The following is a 13,043-nucleotide window of genomic DNA, read 5'->3' as shown; positions in this document are numbered from 1 at the left end:
GAAAATATATTAAGTTTGATCAATGAGAGACCGGTAAAACATTGTATAGTATTTTACACAGGATTATGGACTTGACTAATATTTTTTGAAAATTTTTAGTAAAATATATTTCCCTTTGCAAAAAAGATTTTAACAGAGAGTCGTACTTACACCAATTCAAATTTCATGTTAAAGTATTCTCAATTGGAATAGATAGGGGACATAGTTATGGATATCCGCAAATTTGAAATTTTTCTCGATTTAGTAGAAACAATGAATTTCACTAAAACCGCTGAACGACAATTTACCACGCAAGGAAACATCTCAAAACAAATCCTTTCACTTGAAAAAGAATTAAACGTCAAATTATTTGAGCGTGTCCACCGAAAAATCGAATTAACAGAAGTGGGAAACTTACTGATTCCTTATGTAAAAAATGTAGTTGAACAATACCACGCAATGCAAGAAGTATTGGCAACGTATACTCAAGAAAAAAGTCTCGCCCTCCATATCCTGACGATCCCTACAATGATCAACTATGAAGGCTTCACTGAAATCACTGAATTTCTGAAACTGTATCCAGAATTTACGATCCAGTTGAAAGAAGTAGAAAGTATTGAAATGACCGATGAAGAGTTGAACGAACATAGTGATACCATCCATTTTGTGCGGATTTTTGATGAACCCTCAAAAAATATTGAAAGACTCCCTACTGAAAAAGATTCCTTTGTTGTTGTATTACCAAAAAGTCATCCATTCGCCAACAGAGAAAAAATTGATTTAAAAGAATTAAAAGATGAAGATTTTCTCGTTCTTGGTCCAAGCACAAATCTTTATCAACCTGTTTTAGATCTTTGTGAAGAAGCAGGATTTGAACCTAAGATCTCCTATAAAGGTTCCCGAATCGATTTGATCATCAATATGGTTGCCAACGATATGGGTATCTCAATCGTCATGGGAAAAACCGTTCAAAACCTCCTGAAAGAAAATACAGTGATCGTTCCCATCACGCCAACTAAAGAAAGTTATCTAGCCTTCATCCGTAAAACCGGCGAGCACACACTAGCTTCAGATAAATTCTGGGAATATGTAAAAAAGGTTGTGAAAAGAGCGCTTTAACCTGAGCAATAAGAAGAAAAAAAGCGCTACTCCAAACAAATAAAACAGCCTTCAAACAAAAAACATCACTTTGTGTTCCTTGTTTGAAGGCTTATTCTGTGAGATCGATAAATGGCCTATTCTTTTTTCAACTGGATCACTACCGTCGTGCCAACTTCTGGAATACTACTGTAGCGGATCGTTCCATGATGCAATTCCAAGATTTTCTTTACTAGAGATAATCCTAATCCATTACCAGCCATTTGCCGACTTGTATCTCCTTGATAAAATTTTTCAAACATCCGCTTTTGTGTTTCTTCGGTCATTCCAATTCCAGAGTCCGTCACTTCAAAATACACATCTGTCACATTTTGAGTCAGTTTGATATCGATTTGACCATTGGTTTGATTGTATTTGATTGCGTTATCCATAATATTCAACCAAACTTGATATAAAAACTCTTCATTTCCAAAATAGTGAATGGAATCAAGTTCGATATTCAATCTTAAGTTTTCCCATTTTGGCTGTAAAAATACAATGACTTCTCGTATTTGTTCATCTAGTCGAAATGTCTTTTTCTCTAATTGTATCCGCTGATTTTCTAATTTATTCAGCTTCAACACATTTTCAGTAAGCTGCGAGAGCTGATTGATGCTTTCGATGATCCGCTGTAAAAAAACTTGTTTATCTTCTTCTGAGATATTCGTTGCCTGTAGCAATTGAACATAGCCTTGGATCGTTGCTAGTGGTGTCTTGAACTCATGGGAAACACTAGAAACAAAATCATTTCTCAAAGTCTCGATACTACTTAATTCTTGAACCATCACATTGAAATCTTTATAAAGTTGTTGCACTTCTTCCACTTTCGGCTGTTCGTTCATCTGGATCGAAAAATCGCCAGTAGCGACTTTGCTCATGTTTGTTCGCAGTTCACTGATTGGCATCAAGATCCTTCGTCCAACAAAAATCGAGATCCCTGTACCCACGATCATACTGAATCCAGCAAAAACAACTAACGGATATAACGTCGGACGTTCAGATGGAGAAATCGATTGATGGGATAACAGAAAAATAAAGCCGAGGAAACAGAGCAAGGTCACCAATATCGACACAAAGACGATGCTAGCAAAATAGATCCATAACTGCGAATAAAGTTTCTTTTTCACCTTCCGATCACCGCCTTATATCCTAGACCACGAACAGTTAGAATCCGAAAATCGTCTATATCATCAAATCGCGATCGTAGACGCTTGATATGTACATCGATCGTCCGTTCTTCTGTGTTTGTATCCAGCCCCCAAATATCATCCATCAATTGTTGGCGGGTAAAAATTTTATTAGGATAAGCCAATAACTTATAAAGAAGTAGAAATTCTTTTTGCGGTACTACTGTTGCTTGTTCTGCTATCCTCACTTCATAGGTCTCTTGATCTAGTATTGTTTTTCCAATAACGAGTTGACTACTGTGATTGATTTTTGCTCTTCTCAACAGTGCTTCTACGCGTAGGACCATCTCATTGACATCTACAGGTTTCGTCATATAATCATCAGTGCCTAAATGAAAGCCGCGTTTTTTATCTTCAAAGTCAGCCTTCGCAGTAATCATCAAGACTGGCACTTCGATCCTGCTTTCTCTTAGATATTCTAGTAATTCATACCCATCCATTCTAGGCATCATAATATCGGTGATGATCAACTCGATTTGATAATTTTCCAATCGTTGAAGCGCTTCTTCTCCATTTGCTGCCGTAATCACTGAAAATCCAGCTCGTTCTAACACTGATCGATAAAGCAATTGCAAATTTCCATCATCTTCTACTACTAGTATTCTGTTCATATTTTTCCCTCTATTTTGAAAAATTTCTTGTTTTTTTCTGATTGTTCACATTCAGTTAATATTCATTGAGTATACTACGTTCGTTATTCTGATATACTTGTTAGTATACCGAATATTTCAAAAGGAAAGAAGGGCATATATGCTACAACTAAAAGATATAAAAAAATATTATAAAGTCGGCGAAACAACTACTAAAGCATTAGATGGCGTATCTGTTGCCTTTAGAAAAAAAGAATTCGTTGCTATCCTGGGACCAAGTGGCTCAGGTAAAACGACGATGCTGAATGTCATTGGTGGACTAGATAATTACGATTCAGGTGATATGGTCATCAATGGAAAATCAACAAAAGACTTCAAAGATAGTGACTGGGATGCTTACCGCAATAATTCGATTGGTTTCGTGTTCCAAAGCTATAATTTGATCGGTCACTTAGGGATCATCGAAAATGTCGAACTTGGTATGACTCTTAGTGGTGTATCAAAAGAAGAAAAACGAAAGAAAGCAGAAAATGCATTGCAACAGGTTGGTTTGAGTGCCCATATGCATAAAAAACCAAACCAACTATCTGGTGGTCAAATGCAACGGGTCGCTATCGCACGCGCACTTGCCAATGATCCAGATATCTTGCTCTGTGATGAACCAACTGAAGCTTTAGATACTGAAACAAGTATCCAGATCATGGAATTAATTGAAGAACTATCGAATGAAAAATTAGTTATCATGGTTACCCATAACCCTGAATTAGCCCATCAATATGCTGACCGTATCATCGAATTTTCTGACGGGAAGATCTTATCCGATTCAAACCCACATATTGAACGACCAAAAGATGATCAATTCAATCTACGTCGCACAAAAATGAGCTTTTGGACAGCGTTGAAACTTTCTTTCAACAATATTCGGACCAAAAAAGGACGGACATTTTTAACTTCATTCGCATCAAGTATCGGGATCATCGGAATTGCTATCGTTCTTGCTTTATCCTCAGGTTTCCAAAAACAAATCGATAAAACACAATCTGAGACAATGGCTAAATTCCCGATCACGATCTCTAAAGTGACAACTAGCCAAACAAATGATGCTACTGGCTTAGGCGCAAGCAAAGCAAATTATCCAAAAACAGACACGATCACTGCCAAACTCAGTGATGAAGACAAAGCACAACATACGAATAAAATCGATCAAACTTACGTGGACTATGTAACAAATATCGATTCTGATCTAAGTAACAATATTGGTTTCACACGAGCAACTGGTATCAACATGCTTCGTCAAGTGGATGGTAAAATCCAACCAGTCAGCTTCTCAAACGAAAACCCTGATTCTGAATCATTATCACTGACAAGCACGATGTCTGCAATGACAGGTGTCGGTGTATCGACCTTCCCTACACAACTGGATAATCAAAAAGAAAACTTTTTACAAGCAAACTATTCTCTGCTGGATGGAAGCTATCCTGCTTCTGCCACAGATGTTGCTTTGATCGTTGATGGGAACAACAATACGAATATCAATGCATTGAAAAATCTTGGATTTGATGTCAAGGATGGTCAAAAATTAGATTTTGATAAAATCGTTGGTACGACATTTAAAATTGTAAATAACAACAATTACTATACAAAACTACCAACTGGTAATTTCATTCCCAATACTGACTATGATGCAATGTATGCTAATTCAACCGATGAAGTAAAAATTTCTGGTATTTTACGTGTCAAATCTTCTTCTACAATGAATTTGCTTTCTCCAGGGATTGCTTATAGTGATCAATTAACGACACAAATCGTAAATGAAAACAAAGATTCTGATATTGTCAAAGCGCAAAAAGAAAGTGACACCAATGTATTGACTACTGAAAAAGTAGACGAAACAACGAAACAATCATTGATTAGTTATTTAGGTGGCGACAGTATTCCATCAAGTATCATGATCTATCCAAATAATTTTGGTGACAAAGAACAGATCCTTGATTATTTAGATGATTACAACAAAGGAAAATCAGAAGAAGATAAAATCATTTATTCTGATCTAGCTGGTACAATGACTGAATTGACTGGTGGCTTAATGGATGCGATCACTTATGTATTAGTTGCCTTTGCTGGTATTTCCTTAGTCACAAGTATGATCATGATCAGTATCATTACTTACACTTCTGTTATTGAACGTACAAAAGAAATCGGTGTGCTAAAAGCATTAGGTGCCCGCAAAAAAGATATCACACGTGTCTTCGACGCCGAAACATGTATCTTGGGTATCTTATCAGGAATATTAGGTGTTTTGATTGCTTGGTTGGCTACCTTCCCAATCAACAGCATCCTATACAACATGACTGACTTAAAAAATGTTGCACAACTTAACCCTGTTCACGCAATCATCTTAATCGTAGTTTCGACTATCTTGACGATGTTAGGTGGACACGTTCCAGCACGGATGGCTGCTAAGAAAGATGCTGCGATTGCTTTACGTGCAGAATAAGAAGCTAGCTTATCAATGATAATCGTAAAAAAATAAATGAAATAAAGCGAGTGCATGGCAAAATTTTTGCCATGCACTCGCTTTAATTTCGTTTGTTTTTATTGGTGGATATTTTATTCTCTCTGCTTGTTTGGATCGATTTGATACAGATTTTCAACTAATTCACGATGTTCTCGTGGCCCAGTTGACTGTGGTGCCTTATCTAGCCGAGTAATCGCTGCGATTTCTTCTTCCGCCAATTGAAAATCAAAAATCGTAAAATTTTCTTTCATCCGTTCTGGATGAACTGATTTGGGAATCGTGATCACACCAATTTGTGTTTGCCATCTTAAAATGATTTGAGGCACACTTTTTTGATATTTATGTGCGAATTGTAGCAACAATTCGTCTTCAAAGATTCCTTCTTTTCCTTGATTGAACGGACTCCAAGCTTCCACTGCAACATCAAAATATTGCGCTGTTTCTCTTTGCAACTGTCTCTGTTTATACGGATGCTGTTCGATTTGATCGATTACGGGTTTCACCTGATTGTTTAAAATCAAGTCAGTCAATCGTCCTGTAGAAAAATTGGAGACTCCGATTGCTTTGACTTTCTTCGTTTCATACAGTTCTTCCATCGCACGCCAAGTACTATAATAATCGTTATACGGTTGATGGATCAAAAAAATGTCTAGATAGTCGACGTCTAATTTTTCCAAGGAACGCTCATATGCTTTATATGCTCCCTCATAAGTTGCATCCGTCACCCACAACTTAGAAGTCAAGATGATTTCTTCTCGAGGAATCCCACTTTTCTTGATTGCTCGACCAACTGATTCTTCATTATAGTAAACAGCAGCTGTATCAATTAACCGATAACCTATTTTCAGTGCTTCAAGAACTGCTTTTTCACATTCCTCTTGGTCCCAGATTTGATAGACGCCAAATCCTAAGATTGGAATGGTCAAGCCATTGTTTAATGTTTTATATTCCATCAATAAACCTCTCTATCTACTTGCAGTGTTTCAACGACTTTAAGCCCTAAACTATGAGCAGATTGCTGATTTTGCCCTGTCAATAAACGACCATCCACATGCACAACATCTGTAAAAGCTTCTCCAGCTTGCTCCAGCTTGGTAGTTTGCACCTTTTTCTTTTAAGGCATCTTCAGTTAAAAATGGAACTTCCGTTGTTGTACCATTTGCCGCTTCTTCTTCATTACTAAACCCTGTCACAGTTCGTCCTGCTAAGATAGTTTGACCTTCAGCATCTGTGATCGGTAATAAGCCAACTACACCATGGCAAACTGCAGAAACGATCCAGTTATTTTGATAAATAGCAGAACCAATTTTCCCTAAATCAACTGAACCTGGGAAATCCCACATTGTGCCGTGTCCACCTGCATAATAAATTGCAGAATAATCATCCACATTTATTTCAGTTGGACGAAGTGTTTTTCCCAAAGCACGATTACGAAAATCTTCATCTTGATAATAGGTACAATCAATTGCATCCCTATTTGAGATACTTTGTAGTTCAACGGGGACATAGCCACCATTAGGACTAACAAAATCAGCAGAGATATTATTTTTGACTAACACATCATAGAAATGAGTCAATTCGCTTAACCACAAACCAGTTGGGCGATAGATACCTGAATATTTTTCAATATTCGTTAAAACAATCAGTACTTTCATTGTTATTCCTTCTTCATATCTATTTAGATGGTTGATAACGCATGTTTAAGAAATTATACAATGGACTGGGTAGATAAAGCTCTTGATATGCTTCTTCAAACGGCTTCTTCACAAACTCAGCATCCCGATCTTCCACCATTTTTACAGCCCAATCTGGGTCAACGATCATCTGTTGACCAATTGCGACTAATTCAGCATTTGCTAGAACCGTTTCCATATCTTGACGATTACGGACACTACCCACTCCAACTAAAGGAATTTTTCCTTGTAATGTTTCATGGACGTATTCAAGAATCGTTTTATCTGCATATTTTTCAGAATAAGCGACTCGATCATAGGTATTTAATGAAAGATGGAGATAATCTAGTTTTGTTTCACGTAAACGTTCCAACAACCAGATCGTATCTTCCAAACGGATACCAGGTGTTTCAAATTCTTCTGGTGAAAAACGGTAACCCACGATGAATGGTTTCTTCGCATATTTTTCTACTGCTTGGAATACACTTTTAAGTAATTCATCAATAAAACGATAGCGATTCTCTATACTTCCACCCCATTGATCTTCACGACGGTTAGAATGTGGAGAAAAAAATTGTTGGATCAAATAAGTATTCGCTCCGTGCAATTCAACTCCATCAAAACCTGCTTCAATCGCTCTTCTAGTTGCTTCACCGAAAGCGATGATGATTTCCTTGATTTCATCTTCACTCAAAGCACGTGGTGTTTCTGCGTCGGGTCTTTCTGCAGGAATTGCACTTGCTGAAACGATTTGTTCACCAGACAAAGTCGCACGTTTCGTCATCCGACCGCCATGGAAAATTTGGATGATTGCTTTAGCACCCTTCACTTGGATTGCTTGCGCTAACTCACTCAAACGAGGAATCATTTCATCATGGGCAATACTTAATTCTCCAGGCCATCCTTTTCCTAGATCTTGGACATTCGCTGCACCAGTGATCACTGCTCCTAATCCATTTGAACGTTCAGCATAGTACTTGATTTCATCTTCTGTGATCACACCATTGTAAAAGCTTAGTTGTGTAGTCATTGGTGCCATCATCAAACGATTTTTAAGTGTCGCACCAGAAGAGAATGTCATTGTTTCCTTAAAATTTGTCATATTGATTCCTCCATTATAACGTCTCTATTTATTAAAGCACATAATTAGTTGCGCATACAATTATTGTGCATAAAAAATTTTTTATTTTTTTTGTAGTTTATCTGTAGCAGCATTTAAATCTTGTGATAACTGACCACTTACTTCTGTACCTAGCACAGCATTGTATGCCTGATGAAGTTCTTCCCAGCTACTGTCGATTTCTTTGATGAATTCCCGACCTTCATCCGTCAAATAAACAAGAGACAATCGTCCGTCGCTCACTGTTTTGATATACCCTTTATATTCTAATTTTTCAACAAAGCGAGCAATCGTAGACGGCGCAGAATAGAGCATTTGTGCGATATCCTTTTGTGGCAGTCCATCTTTTTCTTTCAAAATCAACAAGATGAATCCATATGTCGGTGCTAGACCAGTCTTTTTGAACGCCTCATCCGCCATTTTGTTCAACATGCGATCTAATTTTTTCACACTAAAAAACAGACATTCATTTAATGCTTGTTCAATTGGTTTTCCCATTCTTTCTCCCCCCTAATATCAGCGTACATATCATAGTATGATTTAAGTTATTTGTCAAAAGGTTGTGAAAAGACCGTTCAGCTCTGCTGACAATAAGAATGGATTTCTCGAAACAGCTCTCCATGTTTTGAAAAATCCAGACTTATTTCAAGAAGTTGGTCTTTGAACACCGTGGATAAGGTTGTGAAAGAAGCGTCTAGCTCCGAGCAAATAAGAACTAGATTTCTAAAATAGCTTCTCATATTTTGGAAATCTAGAACTTATTGCTGAGGAGGTGCTTCTTGAACACCGTGGATAAGGTTGTAAAAAAACTGGTCTGCATCAAGCAATAAGAATGAACAAAGAAAAACAGCTTCTCATGTTTTTCATCTGTTTAGGCTTATTGTTGAAGATGCAAGTCGTTGAACACCGTGGATAAAGGTTGTGAAAGAAGCGTCTAGCTCCGAGCAAATAAGAACTAGATTTCTAAAATAGCTTCTCATATTTTGGAAATCTAGAACTTATTGCTGAGGAGGTGCTTCTTGAACACCGTGGATAAGGTTGTAAAAAGACTGGTCTGCATCAAGCAATAAAAATGAACAGAGAAAAACAGCTTCTCATGTTTTTCATCTGTTTAGGCTTATTGTTGAAGATGTAAGTCTTTGAACACCGTAGATAAGGTTGTAAAAGATTCATTTTGCTCTAAGCATTAGACCAAAAAAACTGGAACACACCTAATACGTAGGTAAGTTCCAGCTTTTTATTGATTTTCAGTTAGCTAGTTATCATTAGAAATACCAGTAAACAGATGCAAAATACCCAACTACTACTTGTTCTCTCCAAAAATTGAACAATCAAGCTTATTTATTATCCGCATGTAAGACAAAAGCTTCATAGGGACGTAATACTATTTCGCCTCTAGGAACAGTTTCTTGTGGGTAATTTGTGACTACTAACGAGAAATCACCGTTAGGCACTGTAAATTTTTGTGTTTTGTCTGATATATTGCCTACGACTAGCCACTTCTCGTTAGCAGCCAAACGAAGATAGGCAAATACTTCTTCTGGCGTATCATGTACTAATTGGTACTCACCCCAGACGATACTGTCATTCTTCTTGCGTAAATCAATCAATTTTTTATACGTATAGAAAATAGATTCTTTATTTTTCAACACATTTTCTACATTGATTTCTTGATGATTCGGGTTGATATGCAACCAAGGTGTCCCAGTTGTAAAACCAGCATTTTCGCTATTGTCCCACTGCATCGGTGTACGTGCATTATCGCGTCCTTTCGCATTGATAGAACGTAGGATCTCTTCTTTTGAATAACCTGCTGCTAGGCGTTCATGATACATATTGATACTTTCGATATCTTCTACTTCACTGATGTCACTGATGGGATAATTCGTCATCCCGATTTCTTCCCCCTGATAAATATAAGGGGTTCCCTTCATCATATGCAGTAGAATAGCAAACATTTTCCCGCTTTCTTCACGGTATTCTTGATCATTCCCCCACCGAGAAATGATTCGTGGCAGATCGTGGTTGTTCCAAAACAGACTATTCCAACCTTCTTCCCCTAAAGAGGTTTGCCATTTAGAGAGTACTTTTTTTAATTCAGAGATACTTAATGGTTGAAGATCCCATTTATCTTTTCCTTTTTGTTGGTCCAACCCGACATGTTCAAATTGGAAGATCATCGACAGTTCATTGCGCTTAGGGTCAGAATATAACTTGGCAATCTCCGTTGTTGCTCCCCACGTTTCGCCTACTGTCATCAAATCTTTATCGCCAAACGTTGCCTGATTCATTTCTTGCAGATACTCATGTAGCTTAGGCCCATTATTGATTATCCCCTGATCAGGTAGTTTACCGATCGTATCGATTACGTCCATGCGAAAACCACCAATGCCTTTTTCGATCCAAAAATTCATCATTTGATGGATCTCTTGCCGCACTTTTTCATTCTCCCAATTTAGATCAGGTTGTTTTTTACTATAAAGGTGTAAATAATACTGACCAGTTGCTTCATCTAACTGCCAAGCAGATCCACTGAATATCGAACGCAATTGGTTAGGAACATCACCGTTTAATGGATCTCTCCAAATGTAATAGTCTCTATAAGGATTGTCTTTATTTTTCCGTGCTTCGACAAACCAGACATGCTCATCTGAAGTATGGTTAACAACTAGATCCATAATAATCTTGATTCCCCGTTTTTTTGCCTCACTGATTAATTGTTCCATATCAGCCATTGTTCCGAACTCTGCCATAATTGCTTGGTAATCACTAATATCATATCCGTTATCATCATTAGGTGATTCGTAAACCGGGGAGAGCCAGATCGTATCGATGCCCAAATAACTCAAATAACCTAATCTTGAAATCACGCCTTGTAAATCACCGATTCCATCACCATTCGTATCCTGGAAACTACGCGGATAGACCTGATAAACAACTGATTGATGCCACCATTTTTTCTCCATATTTTCCTCCACTATCAAAAAAATGTCCTTCTCCCAAGAATTGTAACGCTTTCACAAAAGGGAGTAAATACCGATTTTCTTCGCTTTTTTTTGCTAAACTCAATTAAATGTTGCTGGTACGCGATTTCTTTTTGAATGGACATTGCTTGTTACCGATAACAAGTTTTTTCGATCAACCTCTCTTATAGAAAAAGACAAGAAGTTTTTTACTAATCCATAGTTCCCACAGAAGAATAGCTATCGATTAGTTGACGGACTGTAAAAAAAGCGTGGGGCAATCTAAAATCAGGCTTGCTACAGACTCGCGAATAAACGGCGTCCAAAAGTCAGTTTTTTCGGAAATTTCAAAAAAAAAGCGTGAGACAAAAGTAAAAAACACTTTTGTCTCAGTCTTTTAAAAACATGAATGGTTCAGAAAGCAACATCTTCGTAACACCTCTGTCCCATTTTTCCTATACTCTTTATTACACGTTCAATATCCACATAAAACCGATGAAGACGAAGAATAATAGGTACATGATTGGTGAAACTTCTTTTCCGCGTTTTGCAGCAAGCATTGTGATTGGATAGAAAATGAATCCTAATGCGATCCCGTCTGAGATACTATAAGTCAACGGCATACCAATCAAAATCAAGAATGAAGGAATAGCAATCTCTAATTTGCCCCATTCGATTTGTCGTAATGATTGTGCCATCAAGACACCGACCATGATCAACGCTGGTGCTGTCACTTGAGAAGTAACGACAGATAATAGTGGTGAGAAGAACAATCCTAACAAGAAGAAGATCCCTGTTGTCACAGCTGTGATCCCTGAGCGACCGCCGACTGCGATTCCTGCTGATGATTCAACAAACGCACCAACTGGTGATGTTCCTAATAAAGAACCAGCAAGCATTGCTGTTGAGTCAGAAGCTAATGCTTTTCCAACACGTGGCATTTTATTGTCTTTCATGAAACCAGCTTGATTGGCCAGGCCAACTAATGTACCTGCCGTATCAAAGAAAGTGACCAATAAGAAAGTTAACACGACCACCCACATTTGTAGAGAATTGATATCACCTACATGTTTTAGGGCAACCAAGAATGTTGGTTTCAAACTTGGTGCAGCTGAAACGATTTGAGACGGCATTGGAATCAATCCAGTGATCAAGCCTAAAATTGTCGTTGCTGCCATCCCAATAAAAATACCTCCAGGAACACGACGAACAAGCAAAATAGCTGTGATCGCTAGTCCAAAGATAGTAAGCCATGTCGTTCCTACACTTAAGGAACCTAGTCCAACTAAAGTCGATTTATTCGAAACGATGATGCCACCTTCACTTAAACCAAGAAAAGCAATAAACAAACCAATCCCACCTGAAATAGCATATTTCAAGTCTGCAGGTATTGCGTCGATGATCATTTCACGCAATTTAAAGATCGTGATCAAAATAAAGATCAATGAAGCAACGAAAACTCCTGCTAACGCTGTTTCCCAAGGAATACCCATTCCTAAACAAACAGAATAAGCAAAAAAAGCATTGATTCCTAAAGCTGGCGCCGTTCCAATTGGGTAACGTGCTAAAACACCCATCAAAATACAGCCGATTGCACTTGCCAAAGCAGTAGCAGTAAATACTGCTCCCTCATCCATACCAGAAGCACCTAAAACAGTTGGATTCACAAACAAAATATACGCCATTGAAATAAACGTCGTAAAACCAGCAAGTACCTCTCTTTTAACTGTTGTACCTAGTTTTTTAATCTCGAAGTAGGAAAGTATTTTTTCCTTCATCTTCCATCCCCCTAAAAGCCGAACATTTATAAAAAAGTCCTTTAAAAATTAGTTTTATTAATAAAACAACGAGGTTAATCATATACTAAATAATAACA

9 protein-coding genes and 1 pseudogene are annotated in these 13,043 nt (G+C 37.6%); 2 read left to right on the top strand and 8 right to left on the bottom strand.

The genetic code is table 11. The features are described 5' to 3' along the window. Window positions 1–207 precede the first annotated feature (207 nt). Window positions 208–1,098, top strand: coding sequence for a LysR family transcriptional regulator (locus tag DVW83_RS12390; protein ID WP_104662076.1), 891 nt, complete (start codon window positions 208–210; stop codon window positions 1,096–1,098). 116 nt (window positions 1,099–1,214) lie between these two features. On the opposite strand, the gene DVW83_RS12385 is transcribed toward DVW83_RS12390, so the two are convergent. Further along, the gene (locus DVW83_RS12385; protein WP_104662077.1) at window positions 1,215–2,243 is read right to left on the bottom strand and encodes a HAMP domain-containing sensor histidine kinase; all 1,029 of its coding nucleotides are present in this window, start codon (window positions 2,241–2,243) and stop codon (window positions 1,215–1,217) included. Further along, window positions 2,240–2,914 (bottom strand): response regulator transcription factor, encoded by a 675-nt coding sequence (locus tag DVW83_RS12380; RefSeq protein WP_104662078.1) that lies wholly within the window; start codon window positions 2,912–2,914, stop codon window positions 2,240–2,242. Before DVW83_RS12380 ends, DVW83_RS12385 begins: the two co-directional genes overlap by 4 nt. Window positions 2,915–3,053: 139 nt before the next feature. Here DVW83_RS12380 and DVW83_RS12375 point away from each other — a divergent pair, with 139 nt between their 5' ends. Beyond that, complete coding sequence (locus tag DVW83_RS12375) at window positions 3,054–5,390, top strand: ABC transporter ATP-binding protein/permease (protein ID WP_137239432.1); 2,337 nt, start codon at window positions 3,054–3,056, stop codon at window positions 5,388–5,390. Between the two features lie 113 nt (window positions 5,391–5,503). Here the strand turns inward: DVW83_RS12375 and DVW83_RS12370 are convergent, their stop codons facing one another. From DVW83_RS12370 to DVW83_RS12345, 6 genes and pseudogenes are all read right to left on the bottom strand, one after another. Further along, on the bottom strand, window positions 5,504–6,364 hold the full coding sequence (locus DVW83_RS12370) for an aldo/keto reductase (RefSeq protein ID WP_104662127.1): 861 nt from the start codon (window positions 6,362–6,364) through the stop codon (window positions 5,504–5,506). Next, window positions 6,364–7,066: pseudogene (locus DVW83_RS12365) on the bottom strand (type 1 glutamine amidotransferase domain-containing protein). The gene DVW83_RS12370 and the pseudogene DVW83_RS12365 overlap by 1 nt, the downstream one beginning before the upstream one ends. Window positions 7,067–7,085: 19 nt before the next feature. Continuing rightward, window positions 7,086–8,186, bottom strand: coding sequence for an NADH-dependent flavin oxidoreductase (locus DVW83_RS12360; protein WP_104662126.1), 1,101 nt, complete (start codon window positions 8,184–8,186; stop codon window positions 7,086–7,088). An 81-nt stretch (window positions 8,187–8,267) separates the two neighbouring features. Then, a complete protein-coding gene (locus DVW83_RS12355; protein ID WP_005880476.1) occupies window positions 8,268–8,702 on the bottom strand; it encodes a MarR family winged helix-turn-helix transcriptional regulator in 435 nt (144 codons plus the stop codon). Between the two features lie 839 nt (window positions 8,703–9,541). After that, complete coding sequence (locus DVW83_RS12350) at window positions 9,542–11,170, bottom strand: glycoside hydrolase family 13 protein (RefSeq protein WP_104660375.1); 1,629 nt, start codon at window positions 11,168–11,170, stop codon at window positions 9,542–9,544. Between the two features lie 464 nt (window positions 11,171–11,634). Beyond that, window positions 11,635–12,945, bottom strand: a complete 1,311-nt coding sequence (locus DVW83_RS12345; protein ID WP_104660374.1) for an NCS2 family permease — start codon at window positions 12,943–12,945, stop codon at window positions 11,635–11,637. Window positions 12,946–13,043 lie beyond the last annotated feature (98 nt).

This window comes from Enterococcus sp. VV15, from assembly GCF_005236045.1.
Lineage (GTDB): Bacteria > Bacillota > Bacilli > Lactobacillales > Enterococcaceae > Enterococcus_B > Enterococcus_B durans.
Note: the sequence above shows the minus strand (reverse complement) of the source record. Positions and strands in the feature narration are given on the sequence as shown.